At 71.4% G+C, this 21,671-nt stretch carries 21 protein-coding genes and 1 tRNA gene; 15 read left to right on the top strand and 7 right to left on the bottom strand.

Annotated elements, in window-relative coordinates; translation table 11 throughout:
* Positions 1–33: 33 nt before the first annotated feature.
* Complete coding sequence (locus tag IE318_RS21235; protein ID WP_189902645.1) at positions 34–1,287, top strand: MFS transporter; 1,254 nt, start codon at positions 34–36, stop codon at positions 1,285–1,287.
* On the opposite strand, the gene IE318_RS21240 is transcribed toward IE318_RS21235, so the two are convergent.
* Positions 1,250–1,693 carry an ATP-binding protein gene (locus IE318_RS21240; RefSeq protein ID WP_030168700.1) on the bottom strand — a complete coding sequence of 148 codons (444 nt, stop codon included), beginning with the start codon at positions 1,691–1,693 and terminating at the stop codon, positions 1,250–1,252. The two genes, IE318_RS21235 and IE318_RS21240, sit on opposite strands and share 38 nt — an antisense overlap.
* 335 nt (positions 1,694–2,028) lie before the next feature.
* Between IE318_RS21240 and IE318_RS21245 the strand changes: the two genes are divergently transcribed.
* From IE318_RS21245 to IE318_RS21285, 9 genes are all read left to right on the top strand, one after another.
* Positions 2,029–2,883, top strand: a complete 855-nt coding sequence (locus IE318_RS21245; protein ID WP_189902647.1) for a hypothetical protein — start codon at positions 2,029–2,031, stop codon at positions 2,881–2,883.
* 231 nt (positions 2,884–3,114) lie between these two features.
* Complete coding sequence (locus IE318_RS21250; RefSeq protein WP_189902649.1) at positions 3,115–3,858, top strand: YcnI family copper-binding membrane protein; 744 nt, start codon at positions 3,115–3,117, stop codon at positions 3,856–3,858.
* Positions 3,859–3,948: 90 nt separating this feature from the next.
* The gene (locus tag IE318_RS21255; protein WP_030168689.1) at positions 3,949–4,599 is read left to right on the top strand and encodes an SCO family protein; all 651 of its coding nucleotides are present in this window, start codon (positions 3,949–3,951) and stop codon (positions 4,597–4,599) included.
* Positions 4,596–5,081 (top strand): copper chaperone PCu(A)C, encoded by a 486-nt coding sequence (locus tag IE318_RS21260; RefSeq protein ID WP_229903650.1) that lies wholly within the window; start codon positions 4,596–4,598, stop codon positions 5,079–5,081. Before IE318_RS21255 ends, IE318_RS21260 begins: the two co-directional genes overlap by 4 nt.
* A 13-nt stretch (positions 5,082–5,094) precedes the next feature.
* A complete protein-coding gene (locus IE318_RS21265; protein WP_189902651.1) occupies positions 5,095–7,122 on the top strand; it encodes a copper resistance CopC/CopD family protein in 2,028 nt (675 codons plus the stop codon).
* Positions 7,123–7,130: 8 nt separating this feature from the next.
* A complete protein-coding gene (gene efeB / locus IE318_RS21270; RefSeq protein WP_189902653.1) occupies positions 7,131–8,525 on the top strand; it encodes an iron uptake transporter deferrochelatase/peroxidase subunit in 1,395 nt (464 codons plus the stop codon).
* 118 nt (positions 8,526–8,643) lie between these two features.
* A complete protein-coding gene (gene pheA, locus IE318_RS21275; RefSeq protein WP_189902655.1) occupies positions 8,644–9,576 on the top strand; it encodes a prephenate dehydratase in 933 nt (310 codons plus the stop codon).
* A gap of 570 nt (positions 9,577–10,146) precedes the next feature.
* Entirely contained in the window at positions 10,147–11,424 is a 1,278-nt protein-coding gene (gene serS, locus IE318_RS21280; RefSeq protein WP_189902657.1) for a serine--tRNA ligase, read from the top strand.
* Between the two features lie 29 nt (positions 11,425–11,453).
* On the top strand, positions 11,454–12,257 hold the full coding sequence (locus IE318_RS21285; protein WP_030168669.1) for an HAD family hydrolase: 804 nt from the start codon (positions 11,454–11,456) through the stop codon (positions 12,255–12,257).
* A gap of 76 nt (positions 12,258–12,333) precedes the next feature.
* Here IE318_RS21285 and IE318_RS21290 read toward each other — a convergent pair.
* The 6 genes from IE318_RS21290 to IE318_RS21315 all read right to left on the bottom strand — a co-directional run bounded on the left by IE318_RS21290 (position 12,334) and on the right by IE318_RS21315 (position 16,551).
* A tRNA-Ser gene (locus IE318_RS21290) sits at positions 12,334–12,420 on the bottom strand.
* Positions 12,421–12,693: 273 nt separating this feature from the next.
* The gene (locus IE318_RS21295) at positions 12,694–12,933 is read right to left on the bottom strand and encodes an SGM_3592 family protein (RefSeq protein ID WP_030168666.1); all 240 of its coding nucleotides are present in this window, start codon (positions 12,931–12,933) and stop codon (positions 12,694–12,696) included.
* A gap of 101 nt (positions 12,934–13,034) precedes the next feature.
* Positions 13,035–13,754: an ABC transporter permease subunit gene (locus IE318_RS21300; RefSeq protein ID WP_030168663.1), complete on the bottom strand. Its 720-nt coding sequence runs from the start codon at positions 13,752–13,754 to the stop codon at positions 13,035–13,037.
* A 10-nt stretch (positions 13,755–13,764) separates the two neighbouring features.
* Positions 13,765–14,676 carry an ABC transporter ATP-binding protein gene (locus IE318_RS21305; RefSeq protein ID WP_189902659.1) on the bottom strand — a complete coding sequence of 304 codons (912 nt, stop codon included), beginning with the start codon at positions 14,674–14,676 and terminating at the stop codon, positions 13,765–13,767.
* Positions 14,673–15,590, bottom strand: a complete 918-nt coding sequence (locus IE318_RS21310; protein WP_189902662.1) for an ABC transporter permease subunit — start codon at positions 15,588–15,590, stop codon at positions 14,673–14,675. The genes IE318_RS21305 and IE318_RS21310 overlap by 4 nt, the downstream gene beginning before the upstream one ends.
* Positions 15,580–16,551: an ABC transporter ATP-binding protein gene (locus tag IE318_RS21315; RefSeq protein ID WP_189902766.1), complete on the bottom strand. Its 972-nt coding sequence runs from the start codon at positions 16,549–16,551 to the stop codon at positions 15,580–15,582. Before IE318_RS21315 ends, IE318_RS21310 begins: the two co-directional genes overlap by 11 nt.
* Positions 16,552–16,777: 226 nt before the next feature.
* On the opposite strand from IE318_RS21315, the gene IE318_RS21320 reads away from it, so the two are divergent.
* The 5 genes from IE318_RS21320 to IE318_RS21340 all read left to right on the top strand — a co-directional run bounded on the left by IE318_RS21320 (position 16,778) and on the right by IE318_RS21340 (position 21,668).
* Positions 16,778–18,541: an SDR family oxidoreductase gene (locus IE318_RS21320; protein WP_189902664.1), complete on the top strand. Its 1,764-nt coding sequence runs from the start codon at positions 16,778–16,780 to the stop codon at positions 18,539–18,541.
* 174 nt (positions 18,542–18,715) lie between these two features.
* Positions 18,716–19,264 (top strand): RNA 2'-phosphotransferase, encoded by a 549-nt coding sequence (locus IE318_RS21325; protein WP_189902666.1) that lies wholly within the window; start codon positions 18,716–18,718, stop codon positions 19,262–19,264.
* Between the two features lie 12 nt (positions 19,265–19,276).
* On the top strand, positions 19,277–19,738 hold the full coding sequence (locus IE318_RS21330) for a hypothetical protein (protein ID WP_189902669.1): 462 nt from the start codon (positions 19,277–19,279) through the stop codon (positions 19,736–19,738).
* A 42-nt stretch (positions 19,739–19,780) separates the two neighbouring features.
* Positions 19,781–20,692, top strand: coding sequence for an LLM class flavin-dependent oxidoreductase (locus IE318_RS21335; RefSeq protein WP_189902670.1), 912 nt, complete (start codon positions 19,781–19,783; stop codon positions 20,690–20,692).
* A 67-nt stretch (positions 20,693–20,759) separates the two neighbouring features.
* Positions 20,760–21,668 carry an HAD hydrolase family protein gene (locus IE318_RS21340; RefSeq protein WP_229903651.1) on the top strand — a complete coding sequence of 303 codons (909 nt, stop codon included), beginning with the start codon at positions 20,760–20,762 and terminating at the stop codon, positions 21,666–21,668.
* Positions 21,669–21,671: the final 3 nt, after the last annotated feature.

Genomic DNA, 21,671 nt, shown 5'->3' on the forward strand with positions numbered 1-21,671 from the left:
CGAGGGGTCCATCCTGCCTCTAGCGTCGTCGGTATGAAGGTCTCCCTCGTTCCGCCTCCGGGGCCGCAACGGGTCCTGTCCCTCGCCCAGTTGACCAACTCGGTCGGCGACGGCGCCTACTACGTCACCTCGGCGCTGTACTTCACGCACGTCGTCGGGCTGGCACCCGCGCGCGTGGGACTCGGCCTGACCGTCGCCTGGGCGGTCGGCTCGCTCGTCGGGGTGCCCCTGGGCCGGGTCGCGGACCGGCGCGGGCCACGCGGTACGGCGGTGGTGCTCGCGCTGGTGACCGGACTGGCGGTGGCGGCCTTCCTCGTCGTACGCGGCTTCGTGCCGTTCGTGGCCGCCGCGTGCGCCTACGCCGCCGCCCAGTCCGGGCTCGCCGCGGCCCGGCAGGCGCTGCTGGCCGGCCTGGTGTCCGCGGCGGAGCGCACCGGGCTGCTCGCCCACCTGCAGTCGACGCTCAACGCGGGCCTGGCGGTCGGCGCGGGCCTGGGCGGGCTCGCCCTGCACGCCGGCACGCGGGCGGCCTACCTGGGCGTGTTCGCGCTGGACGCGGCGAGCTTCCTGCTGTGCGCGGGACTGCTGCTGCGGGTGCCGCCGGTGCCCCCGGCCGCCCGGCACGCGCCCACGCGTCTCGCGGTGCTGCGCGACCGCCCCTACGTCGTCATGACGCTGCTGAACACGGTCCTGCTGCTGCGGATGCCGCTGCTCAGCCTCGGACTGCCGCTGTGGATCACCGAGCGGACCGGCGCCCCGGACTGGGTGGTGTCCGCGCTGTTCGTGCTGAACACCGGGGCGGTGATGCTCTTCCAGGTGCGTACGGCGCGCGGAATCACCTCGCTCGCCTCGGCCACGCGGGCGGTGCGGCGTGCGAGCTGGGTGATGCTCGCGGCCTGCGCGGTGTTCGCCCTGTCGGCCCGGGTCCCCGCGCAGGTGGCCGTGGCCGTCCTGGTGGCGGGGGCGCTGCTGCAGGTGGTCGCCGAGATGGGGCAGTCGGCGGGCGCCTGGCAGTTGTCCTTCGACCTGGCGCCGGCCGGACACACCGGCGAGTACCAGGGCTTCTTCGGCACCGGCGTCACCGTGGCCCGCACCCTGGGCCCACTGGTGCTGACCTCGCTGCTGGTGCAGTGGGGCACGCCCGGCTGGCTGCTGCTGGGCGGCGCGACGGCGGCGGCCTCGTACGCGATGGGCCCGGTCACGCGCCGGGCCGCGCCGGTGGACGACGCTAACCCGGGCGCCGGACTCGCTACACCGCCACCAGCGGTGCGCCGTGCCGCCACTTGAGGATCTTGTCGAAGCTCACCACCGCACCGCCCCGGCCCGGCTTGTTGCCGATGTGGACGTGGTCGGCGAGCTCCTGGATGAGGCACAGGCCCCGTCCGTGCTCGGACTCGGCGTGCGCGGGGCGGATCGGTGCTCTGCGGACGGCGTGAGAGAAGCCGGGGCCCGCGTCGGCGACCTCGATACGGCACTTCTCGCCGTCCAGGTAGGCGGTGACGCGATAGGCCTCGCCGTCGCCGTCCCCGCCGTGCTCGACGGCGTTCGCGCAGGCCTCGCTCAGCGCCACGGACAGGTCGTAGGAGATGTCGGGGTCGACGCCCGCGGTCTCCATCGTGCCGAGGAGCAGCCTCCGGGCGAGCGGCACGCTGGCAGCGTCACGCCGCAGATGGAGGGACCACCAGATGCTCATGCTCCAGCCTCCTGGCCGCGGCTCGACATACCGATACGTATTGCCCTTCGTGCCCGACCGTAAGCACCGAGTTGACGACGGACCGCTCGATCGGCGGATGCGGTGGGGGCGGAATCGGTGTATGCGAGGGCGGCCGGCAGCCGGAAGAGAGCTGGAAGACAGCTGGAAGACAGCTGGAAGACGGCGGGTGGGACGGCAGTTGGCAGGCCACAGGAAGGCCGTCGGAAGACATGGGACGCCGGGTCGCGGAGGACAGAGGGTGACCAGACGGACGTACGGCATCTTGTGGACCTGCCGTACGCACCGTGGCCGCCCAGTGGGATGATGAGCGCGCCATGTCTGCCCCACACTCGCGCACGGCACACGCCGGACGCGATCTCCGGATGCTGCGGGCCGCGGTGTTCGCCGCGGTCTGCGTCGTGCTGGCCGCGGCCGGTCACACGCTGGCCTCCTGCGCCACGGTGCCCCTGTGGACGCTGGCCGCGGGCTTCGTGGGGGCCCTCCTCGTGGTGGTGCCGCTCGCCGGGCGGGCGCGCTCGCTGCCGGGGATCGCGGCGCTGCTCACGGTCGGGCAGACCGTGCTGCACACGCTGTTCGGGCTGGGGCAGCACGGCACGGCGGGCATGGGATCGTCCGGATCGACGCCCATGGGGTCGACGTCCTCGGGGTCGGCGCAGGCCGTGTCCGACGCCGGGCTCGTGGAACAGGCAGCGCGGTACATGTGCGGCACCGGCCCGGCCGGAATCACCCCGGCCCGCGCGCACCGGATCCTCGTGGACGCGCACCTCTACCCCGGGCCCGCCCCGGGCACCTCGGCCGTGCACCACCCGGCGGACGCCCTGTCCGCCACCGGTTCGGCGGCCTCGCTGCTGCCGTCCCTGCCCATGCTGCTCGGTCACCTGCTCGCCGGACTGGTCGCGGGCTGGCTGCTGCGCCGCGGCGACCTCGCCGTGCTGCGGCTGATCGAGCTGTCGGCGCACGGAGTCGCGGAGGTCGCGCTCGTACGCTCCCTGCGCGGGGCGCTCGCGCTGGTGCGCGCCTTGTGCGTGGGGCTGCCCACGGCGCCCGCGACCGGCCCGCGCTACGCGCGCGCCGCCGACACCCCGGCCGTCGCACCGCGCTCTGCCGCGCTCCAGCACACGGTGATCCGCCGCGGCCCGCCGGCCGCCGCCCTCGCCCTCGCCGCCTGACACGACGCGACCAGCACCCACAGGACACAGGACCGCCATCGAGCGGGTTCCGCCGGAGGGAGCGGCCGCCGTCGTGCGGCACGCGCGCGTGCCCGTTCCCGGGTGATCCGCCCCCATGCACCGGCGGTCACCCCTGCGCACGCGCTCCCTCTTCACCACCGGCACGCACCGGCATCCGCCGGACCGCGACCGGTGTCCACCGGAGCCCACTCGAAGCGGAGTGCACCTGCCATGAAGGCCATCAGCCGCAAGACCAATCGCCTCGCCACCGTCGGCGCCCTCGCGGGCACGGCCGTCCTCGCCGTGTCCGTCCCCGCGTTCGCGCACGTCAGCGTGCAGCCGGAGGGCACGCCCGCCAAGGGCGGCTACGCCGTCGTCGACTTCAAGGTCCCCAACGAGCGGGACAACGCCTCCACCACCAAGGTGGAGGTCAACTTCCCGACCGATCACCCGCTGGCCTCGGTGATGCCGGAGCCGATCGACGGCTGGAAGATCGACATCACCAAGTCCAAGCTGGCCAAGCCGCTCGAGATGCACGGCGAGAAGATCTCCGAGGCCGTCACCAAGGTCACCTGGACCGCCGACGGCGACGGCATCAAGCCGGGCTACTTCCAGAAGTTCCCGCTCTCCATCGGCCAGCTGCCCGAGGACACCGACCAACTCGTCTTCAAGGCGCTCCAGACGTACTCCAACAAGGAGGTCGTCCGCTGGATCGAGGTGCCGCAGAAGGGGCAGCCCGAGCCCGACAACCCGGCGCCGGTGCTGCAGCTGGCCGCGGCCTCGGACGGCGACGCCGACGGGGCGTCCGCGCAGAACGCCGCCGACGACTCCAAGCCCGCCGCCCAGGACACCACCGCGGCGTCGACGAGCGGCAGTGACACCACCGCCCGCGTCCTCGGCGTCGTGGGCATCGTGATCGGCGCGGCGGGCGTGGCGTACGGCGTGTTCGCCGGCCGTCGACGCACCACCGCCTGACCTGCTCGTCCGTGCCGCGTACCGGGGCCGTGCGACGCTTGCGTACGACCCCGGTACGCGCCGGAGATCTCACATCTGGGACATTTCTCTATGCGTAAGAAGACGTTCGCCGCGGCGGCACTGCTCGCCGCCGCCACGCTGACCCTCTCCGCCTGCGGCAGCGGCGGCGACAGCAGCAAGACCGCCACCGTCGTCTCCGAGGAGACCTCGCAGAAGCCCGCGACGGTCCTCGACCAGCCGTTCGACAAGCCCGATCTGGTACTCACCGACACACACGGCAAGAAGTACGACCTCCGCAAGGAGACCGCGGGCCGGCCCACCCTGCTGTATTTCGGCTACACCCACTGCCCCGACATCTGCCCGCTGACGATGAACAACCTGGCGGTCGCCAAGAAGGCGCTGCCCAAGGCCGAGCAGGACAAGCTGCGGGTGGTGTTCGTGACCACCGACCCCGGCCGCGACACCCCGGCCGAACTCGGCGCCTGGCTCAAGGGCATCGATACCCAGTTCATCGGACTGACCGGGGACTTCGCCACCATCCAGGCCGGGGCGCGCAGCATCGGCATCAGCATCGAGCCGACGAAGAAGGACAAGAACGGCAAGCTCGTCTCGGTGCACGGCACCCAGGTGATGGCCTTCTCGCCCAAGACCGACCGGGGCTATGTGATCTACGGCGAGGACACCACCGTCGACGACTACACCAAGGACCTCCCCAAGCTCATCAAGGGGGAGAACCCGTGAGGCGCCCGGCGACCGCGGCCCCCTTCGTCATCGGTACCGTCCTGGCCGGAACCCTCCTGCTGACCGGGTGCGGCGGTTCGGCCTCCGGCTCCGAGTCCGGCAGCGGCGGCGCCGAGCTGTCCGTCAACTCCTCCTACATGCCCCAGCCGGTCTCGGACTCGATGGCCGCCGGTTTCCTGACGATCGTCAACAAGGGCGACGCCAAGGACGAGCTGACCTCGGTCTCCAGCGAGGCCGCCGGCGACGTCACCGTGCACGAGACCGTCGGCGGGGCGATGCGCCAGGTCGACCGTCTCGCCGTCCCCGCACACGGACGGCTGGTGTTCCGCAGCGGTGGGAACCACCTGATGTTCGACGAGCTCAAGCGCAAGCCTGAGAAGGGCCAGACGGTCACGGTCGATCTGCACTTCGCCAAGTCCGGCGACCTCAGGGTCGAGATGCCGGTGAAGTCCGCCACGTACAACCCCGCGACCGGACACTGAGGAAGGGACCACCTTGACGCAGACCACCGCCCCCCGCGTCCGGACCCTGGTGCTGCTGCTCCTCGCCGTCACCGGCATGCTCTTGGCCGGTGCCGGACCCGCCTCCGCGCACGCCGCGCTGACCGGCAGCGACCCCCAGCAGGGGGTGGTGGTCGACAAGGCACCCACCCAGGTCTCGCTGACCTTCTCCGAGAAGGTCGCCATGAACGACGACTCGCTGCGCGTCCTCGACCCCAAGGGCGCGCGCGTCGACACCGGTACCCCCTCCAACATCAGCGGCACCACCTACGCCGTCCGGCTGCGCGCCGGGCTGTCCGACGGCACCTACACCGTCACCTACCAGGTCGTCTCCGCCGACAGCCACCCCGTCGCCGGCGCCTACACCTTCTCCGTCGGCGCGCCCTCCAAGACCTCGGTCGCGGTCGGCGGCCAGGAGGTGGGCGGCGGGATCGTCGGCCTGCTGTACGGGCTGGGCCGCTACGTCTCGTACGCCGGCTTCATCGTCCTGGCCGGCGGCGCCGCCTTCGTACTGGCCTGCTGGCAGCGCGGAGCCGGGGTACGGGTCCTGCAGCGGCTCGTCGTCTCCGGCTGGGTGGCGCTGACCGCGGCCACGCTCGCACTGCTCCTCCTGCGCGGCTCCTACACCACCTCCGGGAAGGCCGGGGACGTCTTCGACCTGGACCTGCTCGGGCAGGTGCTCCAGACCAAGACCGGCGCCGCCCTCGTCTCCCGGCTGCTGCTGCTCGCCGCGGCGGCCCTGTTCGTCGCGGTGCTCTTCGGGGCCTACGAGAAGCGGGACGACGAGGAGAAGCGCGATCTGACCTTCGGGCTCGCGATCGGCGGCACCGTGGTCGCCGCCGGGCTCGCGGCGAGCTGGGCGATGGCCGAGCACGCCTCGGTCGGCCTGCAGCCGGGCATCGCGATGCCGGTCGACGTCGTCCATCTGCTGGCCGTGGCCGCCTGGCTCGGCGGGCTCGTCGCGCTCCTGGTCGCGCTGTACCGGGCACCCGCGGACACCCCGGTCGAGGCCTCGGCCGTACGCCGCTTCTCCCGCGTCGCCTTCGGATCCGTGCTCACGCTGGTCGCCACCGGCACCTACCAGGCCTGGCGCCAGGTAGGCACCTGGTCCGCACTGACCGGCACCCGCTACGGGCAGCTGCTGTTGGCCAAGATCGGGCTCGTGCTGCTGCTGGTCGGGCTCGGCTGGTTCTCCCGGCGCTGGACGGGACGGCTGGCGCAGACGGCGACCGGGACAGTGACCGGGGCGGAGACGACGGGGCGCACGAGCCCTGCCGCGGAGGAGACGCAGGCGGCGGAGCGGAAGGAGACCGCGGCCGTACGCAAGGGTGCGACGGGCGCGGCGAGCTCGGCCGACGGTGAGCCCGGGGGGACGAGTTCCGCCGACGGCGACTCGGGCGGAACGCACTCCCCCGACGACTCCGGCGGCGACTCCCGGCGGACCGCCCAGCTCGCCCGGCAGCGGGCCGCCATGGACGCGGCACGGCAGAAGCGGCTGCGCGACGCCGACCCCCACCGGTTCGGGCTGCGCCGCTCCGTGCTGACGGAGGCCGGTGTCGCCGTCGTGCTGCTCGCCGTCACCACCGTGCTGACCCAGACCGAACCCGGCCGTACCGAGGAGGAGGCCAAGGCCGCCACGACCTCCTCGGCGGCCTCCTCGAACTCCTCCTCGTCCTCCACGGGGGCGGTCACCCTCGACATGCCGTTCGACACCGGCGGCCAGAACGGCAAGGGCGTCGTACGGCTCGACATCGACCCCGCGCGGGTCGGCGGCAACGAGCTGCACGTCTACGTCCAGCGGCCCGACGGGCAGGCGTTCGACATCCCCGAGGTCAAGGTCGCCTTCACCCTGACCGCGAAGAAGATCGGGCCGCTGCCGGTGGCCCCCGACCACATCACCACCGGGCACTGGGCGGCGAGCGGGGTGCAGATCCCCATGGCCGGCGACTGGAAGGTCGCCGTGACCGTGCGGACCTCCGACATCGACCAGGTGACCGTCACCAAGAACGCGCAGATCGGCTGAGCACCACCATGACCGACCAGTCCAGCCCCGAGGCCAACCCCAGGCCCTCCAAGGCCGCCACGCCCAAGGCGTCCAAGGCTGCCGTGCCTGGGGCCTCCAAGACCGGGACCAAGGCCTCGAAGGCCACGCCCAAGCCGACCGTCCCGGGCCTGCCCCGGCAGTCCGCCTCCGAGGAGAACGGCACACCCGCGGCGGGTGTGTCGCGCCGACGGCTGCTCGGCACGGCCGGTGCGACCGGACTCGTCCTCGGCGCGGCCGGCGCGGCCGCGGGGTACGCGGCCGCGCCCGCCGCAGCCACCCCGCTCACCTCGCTCGGCTCGAACCGGGCGATGTTTCACGGGAAACATCAGCCGGGCATCACCGAGGCCCTCCAGGCCCGTGGCCACCTCGTCGCCTTCGACCTGGCGGCCGGCGCGGGCCGCAAGGAGGCAGCGGCGCTGCTGCGCCGCTGGTCGGCGACCGCCGAGCGGCTGATGGCGGGCGAGCCGGCCGCGCACGACGACACCGACGTCGCCCAGGACGCCGGTCCCTCCTCGCTCACGATCACCTTCGGCTTCGGCCACAGCTTCTTCGACCGCACAGGCCTGGGAAAGCATCGGCCGGCCGCCCTCGACCCGCTGCCCGACTTCTCCTCCGACCACCTCGACAAGGCCCGCAGCAACGGCGACCTCTGGGTGCAGATCGGTGCCGACGACGCGCTGGTCGCCTTCCATGCCCTGCGCGCGATCCAGAAGGACGCGGGCAGCGCCGCCCGGATCCGCTGGCAGATGAACGGCTTCAACCGCTCCCCGGGCGCCACCGCGCAGCCCATGACGGCCCGCAACTTGATGGGCCAGATCGACGGCACCCGCAATCCCAAGCCGTCCGACGCCGACTTCGACCAGCGGATCTTCGTCCCCGCGAACGGCGAGCCGGCCTGGATGGCGAACGGCTCCTACGCCGTCGTACGCCGCATCCGCATGCTCCTGGACGACTGGGAGAAGCTCTCGCTCACCCAGCAGGAGAACGTCATCGGACGCCGCAAGTCCGACGGCGCGGCGCTGAGCGGCGGCACCGAGACGACCGCCATGGACCTGGAGAAGGCGGGCAAGGACGGCTCCTATGTCGTGCCGATCAACGCCCACGCCCGCATCACCCGGCCCGACCAGAACGGCGGCGCCGCCATGCTCCGGCGCCCGTTCTCCTACCACGACGGCTTCGGAGCCGACGGCACCCCCGACGCGGGTCTGCTGTTCATCTGCTGGCAGGCGGACCCGCTGCGGGGCTTCGTGCCGGTGCAGCGCAAGCTGGACCGGGGTGACGCGCTGTCGCAGTTCATCCGGCACGAGGCGAGCGGACTGTTCGCCGTGCCGGGCGGGGCGGCAGAGGGCGAGTACGTGGGGCAGCGGCTGCTGGAGGGATGACAGCTGTCCTCCGAGGGAGGGCTCGTGTCCTCCGAGGGAGGGCTCGGTGGGTCACCCATGGGAGGGGCGCACATGAGACACATGGGCCGAGTCCGGCCGAGGCCATTAGGGTGAGGACATGCCAGCGAGCTATGCGTATCTCGGCCCCGAGGGCACCTTCACCGAGGTGGCCCTGCGTACGCTTCCCGAGGCGGCCACCCGGGAGTTGGTCCCGTACGTGTCCGTGCAGTCCGCGCTGGACGCGGTCCGCACCGGTGATGCCGAGGCCGCGTTCGTGCCGATCGAGAACTCCGTCGAGGGTGGCATCACCACGACGCTCGACGAGCTGGTCGCGGGCCAGCCGCTGATGATCTACCGCGAGGTGCTGCTGTCGATCACCTTCGCGCTGCTGGTCCGGCCCGGCACCAAGCTGTCCGACATCAAGACGGTCACCGCCCACCCGGCCGCCCAGCCGCAGGTGCGCAACTGGCTGAGGGCGAACCTGCCGGACGCCGTGTGGGAGTCCGCCGCCTCGAACGCGGACGGCGCGCGCCTGGTCCAGGAGGGCCGCTACGACGCCGCCTTCGCCGGTGAGTTCGCGGCCGAACGGTACGGGCTGGAGCCCCTCGAGACGGGCATCCACGACGCGGAGAACGCGCAGACCCGGTTCGTGCTGGTCGGACGGCCCGCCCGCCCCGCCGCCCCCACCGGCGCGGACAAGACCTCCGTGGTCCTGTGGCAGCGCGACGACCACCCCGGCGCCCTGCGCGACCTGCTGGGCGAGTTCGCCTCCCGTGGCATCAACCTCATGCTGCTGCAGTCCCGGCCGACCGGCGCGGGCATCGGCAACTACTGCTTCTGCATCGACGCCGAGGGCCACATCAGCGACCGCCGAATGGCGGAGACCCTGATGGGCCTGAAGCGGATCTGTCTGCAGGTGCGTTTCCTCGGCTCCTATCCGCGTGCGGACATCGGGGTGGCGGACGTACGGCCGCCGTCCGCGGGGACGTCGGACGGGGAGTTCGCGGCGGCGGCGGACTGGGTGGCACGCTGCCAGGACGGCCGTTTCTAGCCGTTCCTAGCCGTTTCTGACCGGGTGCGACCGGTCCTACCTGCAGATCTTCGTTATCCACAGAAGTTATCCACAGGTGCCCTGATCGACCTGGGGACAAGTCGACACCATGCGGCGACTCGGTCGACAAATCGCCCTACGGCGCGCAAGCCGGGCCATCACCCCGTAGGTAACCCTTCGTCCACCCGTTTCCTTTGGTTCATCTTTTGGGGCGACCTCTTTCCACCCGAAAGTGGGTGTCAGGCCGGTTTGCACCGGGAATTCTTCCTTCCGGCCGCCGCTTCCGGAGTGATCAATTCCGGAGTCCACAGATCTTGCACACAGCCTGTGGATAACTTGCCGGAGGGGGCGGATCCCTGTGGACAACACAGGCTCCAAGTCCCGTTCCGCACAAGGAAATCCAGTCAACCAGGCATCTGCGGCCTGACCCCTTCCAGGGGCAGGGCATCTCTTTATTGACACACTGCGCAATTTGTCCATAACGGTGCGTACGGCCGTGCAGGGCATCGAGACGCGCGGTTCGGAATACAGGGTCGTGAGCGGGAACGCCGCACCGGTAGCCTTGACCGCGTGATTGACCTTCGCCTGCTCCGTGAGGACCCTGACCGTGCGCGCGCTTCCCAGCGCGCCCGTGGAGAGGACGTCGCGCTCGTCGACTCCCTCCTGTCTGCCGACGAGCGGCGCAGGTCGTCCGGCGTCCGCTTCGACGAGCTGCGCGCCGAACAGAAGGCGCTGGGCAAGCTCATCCCCAAGGCCGCCGGTGACGAGAAGGCCGAGCTGCTGAAGAGGGCGAGCCAGCTCGCCGCCGACGTCAAGGCGGCCGACGCCGAGCGCGACGCGGCGGACACCGAGACCCAGGAACTGCTGCTCCAGCTCGGCAACCTCGTGCACCCCGACGTGCCCGTCGGCGGTGAGGAGGACTTCGTCACGCTGGAGACGCACGGCGCGATCCGCGACTTCGCCGCCGAGGGCTTCGCGCCCAAGGACCACCTGGAACTCGGCCAGCTCCTCGGCGCGATCGACGTGGAGCGCGCCGCGAAGGTGTCCGGTTCGCGCTTCTACTTCCTCACCGGTGTCGGCGCCCTGCTGGAGCTGGCCCTGGTGAACGCGGCGATCGCGCAGGCCACCGCGGCCGGCTTCACCCCGATGCTGACCCCGGCGCTGGTCCGCCCCCAGTCGATGGCCGGCACCGGCTTCCTCGGCCAGGCCGCCCAGGACGTCTACCACCTCGACAAGGACGACCTCTACCTGGTCGGCACGTCCGAGGTGCCGCTGGCGGCGTACCACATGGACGAGATCATCGACGCGGAACGCCTGCCGCTGCGCTACGCGGGCTTCTCGCCGTGCTTCCGCCGCGAGGCCGGCTCGCACGGCAAGGACACCCGCGGCATCTTCCGCGTGCACCAGTTCGACAAGGTCGAGATGTTCTCCTACGTCGCCCCCGAGGAGTCACAGGAGGAGCACCGGCGGCTGCTGGAGTGGGAGAAGCAGTGGCTGACCTCGCTGGAGCTGCCGTTCCGCGTCATCGACGTGGCCTCGGGTGATCTGGGCTCCTCGGCCGCGCGCAAGTTCGACTGCGAGGCGTGGATCCCCACCCAGGGCAAGTACCGCGAGCTGACCTCCACCTCGGACTGCACCGAGTACCAGTCGCGCCGGCTGCAGATCCGTGTCCGCGACGGCAAGCAGGTCAAGCCGCTGGCCACGCTCAACGGCACGCTGTGCGCCGTACCGCGCACCATCGTCGCGATCCTGGAGAACCACCAGCAGGCCGACGGCTCCGTGCGCGTGCCCGAGGTCCTGCGTCCCTACCTCGGCGGCCGGAAGGTTCTGGAGCCGGTGGCCAAGTGACCGACCCCGCTCCCGAGGCCGCCGGCGAGATGTCCGGCGGCCTCCCCTACCGGCTGATCGCGACCGACCTGGACGGTACGCTGCTCCGCTCCGACGAGTCGATATCGCCCCGCACCCGTGAGGCGCTCGCCGCGGCCACCGCGGCGGGTGCCGCGCACATCGTGGTCACCGGCCGTGCCGTCCCCTGGACCCGGCACATCCTCGAGGACCTCGGCTACCGGGGCCTCGCGGTCTGCGGCCAGGGTGCCCAGGTGTACGACGCCGGTGAGCACCGCCTGCTGACCTCGGTGACCCTGGACCGGCAGCTGGCCGGGGTGGCCCTGGCCAAGATCGAGGCGGAGGTCGGCCCGCTGTACCTGGCGGCGAGCCGGGACGGCCTGGACGGCGAGGTGCTCGTCGGCCCCGGCTACACCCTCACCGGCGCCCTGCCGGCCACCCCGTTCACGGACGCCTCGGACCTGTGGAGCGCACCGCTCAACAAGATCTACGTCCAGCACCCGACCCTCTCCGACGACGAGCTCGCCGAAGTGGCCCACCGGACCGCGGGAGGCTTCGTCTCGGTCACCATGGCCGGCGAGGGCATCGTCGAACTCCTCCCGCTCGGCCTGTCGAAGGCGACGGGCCTCTCGCTCGCCGCACGACGGCTTGGCCTGAAGGCCGCCGACACGCTCGCCTTCGGCGACATGCCCAATGACATACCGATGTTCGCCTGGGCCGCGCACGGCGTGGCCATGGCCAACGCCCACGAGGAACTGAAGGCGGTCGCGGACGAGGTGACGGCCTCCCACGAGGAGGACGGCATCGCGGTGGTGCTGGAACGGTTCCTGGGCTGAACCCGCGGTTCTCGCCGGTTCTCGGTCTGTGCGGTTTCGGTCTCTGCGGTTTCGGTCTGTGCGGTTTCGGTCTCTGCGGAGGATGCACGGATCGAACGTGCGCGGGGTTTCACCCCCGACCACGGCTTAGCAAGCCGGTGCCTTACCACTCGGCCAATCCTCCGGGTGGGCGGCCCACGCGACAGCGGATCGCGTGCTCGAAGCGGCCGCCCCGGGCAGCTCCCCGTGCGGGGCGGGCTCTGACGGAGCGGTGAGGACTACTCCGGAGCCCGCCGCGGGCTGCCCTGTCGGGAGCTGGGCGTACTGCCGTGCATGGACATCGCCACAGCTCCTCTCCCAGAACGTGGCGCCGGATCGACCCGGCGCTGCGGACTCCACCACTGTGCCGTCCCGGCGCCACCGTCGCCACCGAATTAAACGCCCGCCGCGCGATGGTTCAGCGCCGCCGCCACCTGCGCCGACGGACCTTGCTGAAGAACCATCCCGCGGGCGGCTCGTCGGACCGCCAGGGCTGCGGTTCGGGTGCCTCGCGGCGCCAGCGGGCGGCGAGCATACGGGCCCGGGCGGACGGCTCGGTGCTCTCGGCGGCCCGTATGAAGTCCGCGTCGAGCACCACGTCGTCCCACCCGTCGCCGGTGGCCCCACGGCCGTCGTGCTCCGGCGTCTCGCCTGCCATCCCGTCCTCCTGGTCGTCCGTCCGCTTTGCCCAGTGTGCGCGCGTGCAGGTGAAACCTCCGTCAAGGCCGGGTGAGAACCGCCCGGTGAGCGGGCGAGGCCTCACTCCTCCCCGGCGAGGGTCAGGGCCCGCAGCTTCTGCCCGGCGTACCAGGTGGCCAGCACGGTCACCAGCACCAGCAGCACCGTCGCCGTCGGCAGCCCGACGTCGGAGGTGACCAGGTCCCCGCCGGCGACCTTGTGCGCCACGGCCAGGGACCACTGCTGGATGCTCAGGGTGCGCGCTCCGGGCACCAGGGAGCCGAACAGCGCCTCCCAGACGAGGGCGTAGACGAGGCCGAAGACCACCGCGTGCCGGGAGACCGTGCCCAGCAGCAGGAACAGGGCCGCGTAGGCGATGGAGGCGACCAGCGCGGCCACCGTGTAGGCCACGGCGATCTGCTGCCCGTTGCCGTTGAGGATCAGCCCGGCGATCAGCGTGGGCACCGCCGAGAACACCATGGTCACCGCGATCGCCACGATCAGCTTGGTGAGAATGATCGTCGGTCGCTTCAGCGGCTTGGACAGCAGGTACACCACCGAGCCGTCGTCGATCTCAGGGCCGATCGCGCCGGTACCGGCGATGACACCGATGATCGGCACCATGGTGGCCAGCGCGAACCCGCCCAGGACGTTCACCGCGGTCTGGTCGTCGGCGCCGGTGAGCGCGCGGACGACCACCGCGATGACGATCAGCAGCAGCGGCAGAGCGCCGAGGATGAGGGCCCGGCGACGGCCGAGGAGGGCCCGATAGGTGAGCCGGGCGACTGTGGGGTCGTACATCTTCGGCCTCCTACGCCGCGACCAGATACGAGAAGACGGACTCGAGGGACTCGTCGGACGGCGAGACCGTGTGCAGCCGGATGCCGTGGTCCCGGGCCACCCGCGGCAGCAGGGTGGTGAACCGGCCGAAGTCGACGGCCTGGATGCGCAGCGCGCCCTCGGCGAGGTCGACCTCGATGCCGGACGTCGACGGATCGGCGATCAGCGCGGCCGCGAGGGCGCGGTCGTCGCTGGAGCGGACCAGATAGCGGTGAGGGCGGTCGGTCATCAGACGGCGGATCTTGCGGAAGTCGCCGCTGGCCGCGTGCCGGCCGGCGACCACCACCTCGATGTGCCAGGCGAGCTGCTCGACCTCCTCCAGGATGTGGGAGGAGAAGAGCACCGTGCGGCCCTCGTCGCCCATGCGCCGCAGCAGGTCCATCAGCTGCATGCGCTGGCGCGGGTCCATGCCGTTGAACGGCTCGTCCAGCAGGAGCAGGGACGGGTCGTGCACGAGGGCGCTGGCCATCTTCACACGCTGCCGCATGCCCTTGGAGTAGGTGGAGATCTTCCGGTCCTGCGCGTACTCCATCTCGACGGTGGCCAGCGCCTTCTGTGCCGCCTTGGCCCCGAGGCCGTGCAGCTCGGCGTTGGCGACGACGAACTCGCGGCCGGTGAGGAAGTCGTACATCGCCTCCCGCTCGGGGACCACACCGATGTGCCGGTAGATCTGCTCGTTGCGCCACACCGGCTGCCCGTCGAGGGTGACGGAGCCGGTGGAGGGGGCGAGGAAGCCGCCCATCATGTTGATCAGCGTGGACTTCCCGGCCCCGTTGGGGCCGAGCAAACCGGTGACGCCGGGGCCGATCGTCATGGTGATGTCGTTGACGGCGACCACGTTGCCGAACCAGCGGGAGACGTGGTCGATGCTGAGGGTCGTCACAGTCCCACCTTCTTGTAGCGGCGCAGCAGGAGGCCGTAGGCAACGGCGATGAGGCCCAGGAGGACGAGGACGTAGACGACGCCTTCTCCGGTGCCGGGGCCGACGGCACCGGGCGCCGCGGAGGTCGCGCCGAGGAAGGCGGTCTGTACGCCGTCGATCAGGGTGACCGGCGAGAACAGGCCGATCCAGGGGATCGCGCCGGTGTTGTTCTGGGCGTCGGCGATGGCCTGGAGGGTGGAGACCGCGCCGTAGGAGATGACCAGCACGGCGATCACGGCCGCAATGCCGAAACCGCGGCGCGGGGTGACGGCGGCGATGACGAGGCCGATGCCGGCGAAGAGCAGTGAGAGCAGTGCCACGGAGACGAGTCCCTGTGCGAATCCCTTGGTCTGGTCGGCGAAGTCCAGCTTGGCCAGCAGCGCGCCGACGTAGAGCACGAGCAGCGGTGCGGCGGTCAGGACGAACATGGCCGAGGCCAGTGCCGCGTACTTGGCGCGGACGTAGTCTGCGGTCTCGATGGGCCGCGAGAAGTACAGCGGCACGGTCTTGAAGCGCAGGTCGCGTGAGACGGACTGGGGTGCCTGCGAGGCGACGTACAGGCTGATCACGCCCTGCATGATGATGGCGTAACGCGTGTAGTCGACGGGCAGGTCCTTGGCCTTGGTGGCGACCGCGACGGCGACCATGATGGCCGCGGGCACGCACATCACCACGAACAGCAGCATCGGCAGCACCTTGGACTTCACCGAGCGGCCGAGGCCGTAGGCGCCGCGCAGGGACTGCGAGTACAGCGACCGGCGGGCGTAGGCACGGCCGAGGCGGGGGCCGTCGTAGGTGCGGTAGCCGATGTTGTGGATGCGGGTCTGGTCACCCGGCCGCGTGACGGGTGCGCTCATGGGCTGCTCAACTGCCATGGCCGACCGCCTCCTTCCGCTGTCCGTCGCGCTGTTCGTCGTCCCGGAAGACCTCCGAGATGTGGTGCCGGCGCTGTTCCATGCGCACCAGGCCGAGGCCGAGGTCCGCGATCACGTCCCGCACCAGGTCGTACGTCTCCTCGCCCTGGGCGGTGAGGAGCAGGACGTGTCCCGCGCCCGGCAGGCCGGTGCCGTCCTCGGTCTGCAGCCCGCGCGCGTGGAGCGCGTCGCGCACCGCGCGGGTGCCGTCCGGGTGCTCGTCGCTGTCGGTGACCTCGATCGCGAGGGTGGTCGTGGTCTGGGTGAAGTCGGTGGTGGAGCTGGACCGCAGGAGCTTGCCGCCGTCGATGACGACGACGTGGTCGCAGGTGCGCTCCAACTCGCCCAGCAGGTGCGAGGTGACCAGGACCGAGATGCCGAAGTCGGTGTGGATGCGGCGGATCAGGCCCAGCATCTCGTCGCGGCCGACCGGGTCGAGGCCGTTGGTCGGCTCGTCGAGGAAGACCAGCTGCGGGTCGTGCACCAGGGCCTGGGCGAGCTTGACGCGCTGCTTCATGCCGGTGGAGTAGCCGCCTATGGGGCGGTAGCGCTCCTCGTACAGTCCGACGTGGCGCAGCGTGTCCGCGGTGCGCTCGCGCGCGGCGGTGGGCGGCAGGCCGGACATGCGCGCCATGTGGACGACGAACTCGGTGGCCGAGACGTCGGGTGGCAGGCAGTCGTGTTCCGGCATGTAGCCGACGCGCTCGCGGATGGCGGCGCCCTCGGTGGCGACGTCGAGGCCGAGCACCTCGGCGCGGCCCTCCGTGGCGGGGGACAGACCCAGCAGGATCTTGATCAGTGTGGACTTGCCGGCTCCATTGGCGCCGACGAGTCCGGTCACACCGGGTCCGACGTCCACGGAGAGCCGGTCAAGCGCGGTCACCCGGGGGAACCGCTTGCTCAGGCTTTCGGTCGCGATCACAGTCACGTCTTCGACGGTAGTGACCCGCGCCACGCGAGTCGTCAGACCCCAGAGCCGTTTCGGCCTCCACCTCGAGTATTACGGGAACCCTAGGGGTCAAGTCCTGAGGTCTAACGCCACCGGGTGGAGCCGCGTCCACCCGGTCCTATTGACGACCCGTCTAACAACTGCGACAGTCGCCCACGGCACTCGGCGAAGAGCGCTGGGCGAAGGAGAGGTGACGCGTGTGACGTCGCTGAACGGCGCACGGGAACGCCGGGTGCGCACCGGCGGGGTCGAGCTGTGCGTGGCCGAGCTGGGCGACCCGCGGCAGCCGACGGTCGTACTGGTGCACGGCTACCCGGACAGCAAGGAAGTCTGGTCCGAGGTGGCCGAACGCCTCGCCGGCCCCGGCGGACTGCATGTCGTGCTGTACGACGTCCGCGGGCACGGCCGCTCCACCGCACCGCGGCCGCTGCGGGGCGGGTTCACCCTGGAGAAGCTCACCGACGACTTCCTCGCGGTCGCGGACGCCGTCAGCCCCGACCGCCCGGTGCACCTGGTCGGACACGACTGGGGCTCGGTGCAGGCCTGGGAGTTCGTCACCATCGAGCGCACCCGGGGCCGGATCGCGTCCTTCACCTCCATGTCCGGCCCGTCGCTCGACCACTTCGGCCACTGGATCAACTCCCGCCTCAAGCGCCCCACTCCACGCCGTGTGGGCCAACTCCTCGGTCAGGGCGCCAAGTCCTGGTACGTGTACCTGCTGCACACGCCGGTGCTCCCGGAACTGGCCTGGCGCGGTCCGCTCGGCAGAAGCTGGCCGAAGATCCTCCAGCGCGTCGAGAAGGTGCCCGGCGGCGGCTACCCGACCCCGTCCCTGCCGCGGGACGCCGCGCACGGAGCCTGGCTGTACCGGGACAACGTGCGCACCCGGCTGCGCAGCCCGCGGACCGACGCCCACGCACACGCCCCCGTGCAGCTCATCACCCCCGTGGAGGACGCGTTCCTGTCCGAGCGGCTGTACGACGACCTGGAGCGGTGGGTCCCGCGGCTGGTGCGCCGCACGCTCCCTGCCAAGCACTGGATCCCGCGCACCCGGCCCGACCAGCTGGCCGCCTGGATCACGGACTTCGTGACCGCCACCGAGAGCGGACGGCCCCGGCCCGCCGCCACGGGGAAGTACGCCGACCGCTTCGCCGGGCAGCTCGTGCTGGTCACGGGAGCGGGCAGCGGCATCGGACGGGCCACGACGTTCGCGTTCGCCGAGGCCGGCGCACGCGTGGTGGCCGTGGACCGGGACGCCGAGGCCGCCGCGCGCACCGCCGAGCTGGCCCGGCCGCTCGGCGCGTCGGCCGCCTGGGCGGAGGCCGTGGACGTCTCCGACGGGCAGGCCATGGAGAAGCTGGCCGAGAAGGTCGCCACCGAGTACGGCGTGGTGGACGTCCTCGTGAACAACGCGGGCATCGGCCTGTCCGGCTCCTTCTTCGACCACACCGTGGAGGACTGGAAGAACGTCCTCGACGTCAATCTGTGGGGCGTCATCCACGGCTGCCGACTGTTCGGCAGGCAGATGGCCGAGCGCGGTCAGGGCGGCCATGTCGTCAACGTCGCGTCCGCGGCCGCGTACCAGCCCTCCCGGGCGCTGCCCGCCTACAGCACCTCCAAGGCGGCGGTGCTGATGCTCAGCGAGTGTCTGCGCGCGGAACTGGCCGGGCAGGGGATCGGCGTCACGGCTGTCTGCCCCGGCTTCGTCGACACGGGCATCACCTCGACGGCACGCTTCACGGGCGTCGACGCGGAGGAGGAGAGGCGCCGCCGACGGCGCGCTGCCCGGCTGTACGGGCTGCGCGGCTATCCGCCGGAGAAGGTCGCCGACGCGATCCTGCGCGCGGTCGTACGCGACGAGGCGATGGTGCCGGTGACCCCGGAGGCGCGCCTCTTCCACGCGATGTCCCGTTTCACTCCGCGGGCGCTGCGCAGACTGGCACGGGTGCGGCCACGGCTGTGAGTCGTGGCCGTGCGGCCTCCATGAGCAGCCGACCCCGGCGCAACGCCCTCGCTCGAGGGCCAGTTGTCCACAGAACGGCCCGTTCGCTTGTGGACAACGTGGCTTGTCTGTGGATCAAACCTTCGGAGCGAAAAATACCTGCGTGATGCTCGTCTCTCCCGGCACGCTGGTGGCATGGACGAAAGACGCACCGTGAAGGTGTCGAAGTACCTCTCCAAACACCTGCGCCACCAGCCCGGGAGGATCGGGCTCACGCTGGACGAGAGCGGCTGGGTGGGGATCGACACACTGATCGCGGCCGCTGCCGCCCACGGCTTCCCCTTCACGCGCGAGGAACTGGACCAGGTCGTCGCCACCAACGACAAACAGCGGTTCGCGATCGAGGGCGACCGCATCCGCGCCAGCCAGGGCCACAGCATCGACGTCGATCTCGGACTGCCCCCGGCGACCCCGCCGGCCTACCTCTACCACGGGACCGTGGCCCGCAATCTGGAGGCGATCCGCGCCGAGGGCCTGCGGCCCATGAACCGGCACGACGTGCATCTGTCACCGGACCGGGAGACCGCGACCCGCGTCGGCGCCCGCCGCGGCCGCCCCGTCGTGCTCGCCGTCGACGCCTCCGCCATGCACCGGGACGGCCATGTCTTCCACGTCAGCGCCAACGGGGTATGGCTGACCAAGGCAGTGCCACCGCGGTACCTGCGGTTTCCCTCGGGTCACTGACCCGGGTCGGGCATGATCGTCGCCATGGACCGCCACCTGCCCACCACCGAGGCCGCCGTCACCGCCTGCCGTGCCATCGCGGCCGCGTACGCACGCGAGATCGAGGTGACGCACGACATCGGCGCCGACCAGACCTCGCGTCGCAGCGCCGCCGGCGTCGGCGTGACCAGCGATCCGGACGGGTCGCTCCCGCACGAGGCCTTCATCGAGTTCGGCGGCCTGCCTCGGATCGCCGTGCGGCTCTACCCGGAGGACGACGCACTGATCACCGTCGAGGGCGTCGAGTTCCCCGATCTGCCCCGCGACGACGTCCCCGCCTTTCTCCGCGCCGTCCTCGACGGCATGGCATACGTCAAAGGGCGGCGCTTCCCGCCCGGCTACCGCATGGTCGTGCCCCTCCCGGGCGACCGCACCTACAAGGAGCGCATCCCCATGATCGGCCTCACTCCGTGGCTGAACCGCCGCGTGCGGTGACGGTTTCACGTGAAACACCAGTAGCCGCTTAGGCTCGCATCCATGAGTCTGCGCTTGAGCACCGTGATCCTTCCCTACCGCCGCTGGCACGAGGGCGGCCGTTCGGCGTGGACGCGCGCCGAAGAGCTGGGCTTCCACACCGCCTACACCTACGACCACCTGTCCTGGCGCAGCTTCCGGGACGGCCCGTGGTTCGGTGCCGTGCCGACGCTGACCGCGGCCGCGGCCGCGACCGAGCGGCTCCGCCTGGGCACCCTGGTCACCTCGCCGAACTTCCGGCACCCGGTCACTCTCGCCAAGGAACTGATCTCGCTCGACGACATCTCCGGCGGCCGGGTCACCCTCGGCATCGGCGCGGGCGGCACCGGCTTCGACGCCACCGCGCTCGGGCAGGAGCCCTGGGCTCCCCGCGAGCGCGCCGATCGCTTCGCCGAGTTCGTCCTGCTGCTCGACCGGCTGCTGACCGAGGACGGCACGGAGGGCGTGTCGTACGAGGGTGACTTCTACTCGGCGCACGAGGCCCGCAACATCCCCGGCTGCGTCCAGCGGCCCCGGCTGCCGTTCGCGGTGGCCGCCACCGGCCCGCGAGGGCTGCGGCTGGCCGCCCGGTACGGCCAGGCGTGGGTGACCACGGGCGACCCGAAGCTGTTCGAGAACGGCACGCCGGAGCAGTCGGTGCAGGCCCTCCGCGGCCAGACCGAGAAGCTCGCAGACGCGTGTGCCGCGATCGGCCGCGACGTCGCCGGCCTCGACAAGATCCTGCTGACCGGTTTCACCCCTGACCGGGGACGTCCGCTGGAGTCCCTCGACGCCTTCGTCGACTTCGCCGGCCGCCACCAGGAGCTGGGGTTCACCGAGATCGTGATCCACTGGCCGATCCCCGACTCGGACTTCGCCGCGGACGAGAAGGTGTTCGAACGGATCGCCATGGAAGCGGCGGCCCAGCTGACGTGACCGAGGCGACCCCTCAGATGTGCACACTCCCGCACGGGCGTGCGGGCATATGCGGAACAATGACCCGATGACCTCAGCGACTCGACAGCCCGAGCCCCCGGCCTCTCCCAAGCTCTCGACCTCGCTCGAGTCGGGAGGTGCTCCCGTCGTCAAGCCACGGCTCATCGCCACCGACCTCGACGGAACCCTGCTGCGCGACGACAAGTCGGTGTCGCCCCGCACGGTCGCCGCCCTCGCCGCCGCCGAGGAGGCGGGCATCGAGGTCTTCTTCGTCACCGGCCGCCCGGCCCGCTGGATGGACGTCGTCAGCGACCATGTCCACGGCCACGGCCTGGCGATCTGCGGCAACGGCGCCGCCGTGGTCGATCTGCACGGCGGCCCCGGCGCCCACCGCTTCGTGAAGATCCGCGAACTGGCGCGCGAGAACGCGCTGGACGCCGTGCGGCTGGTGCGCGAGGCGGCGCCCGGCACGGTCTACGCGATCGAGCAGACGTACGGCTTCTACCAGGAGCCGGACTATCCGAAGCTGCACATGGAGGTGCCGGACGCCATCGCGCCCGCCGAGGAGCTGCTGGCACCCGGCAGCGTCGCCGCCGGGCAGCCGGTCCTGAAGATCCTCGCCCACCATCCGACGCTGGACCCGGACGCCTTCCTCACCGTCGCCCGCCTCGCCGTCGGGCAACGTGCCACCATCACCCGCTCCAGCCCCAGCGCCCTGCTGGAGATCAGCGGCCCGGGCGTCTCCAAGGCCAGCACGCTGGCCCTGTGCTGCGCCGAGCGCGGCATCTCGCACGAGGAGGTCGTCGCCTTCGGCGACATGCCGAACGACGTCGAGATGCTCACCTGGGCCGGCCGGTCCTACGCCATGGGCAACGCCCACCCCGCCGCGGTCGCCGCGGCGTCCGGCCGCACGGTCGCCAACAACGAGGACGGTGTCGCCGTCGTGATCGAGCGGCTGCTGGGGGAGCGGCCGTAGTTC

This window comes from Streptomyces spiralis, assembly GCF_014654675.1.
GTDB classification, from domain to species: Bacteria; Actinomycetota; Actinomycetes; order Streptomycetales; family Streptomycetaceae; genus Streptomyces; species Streptomyces spiralis.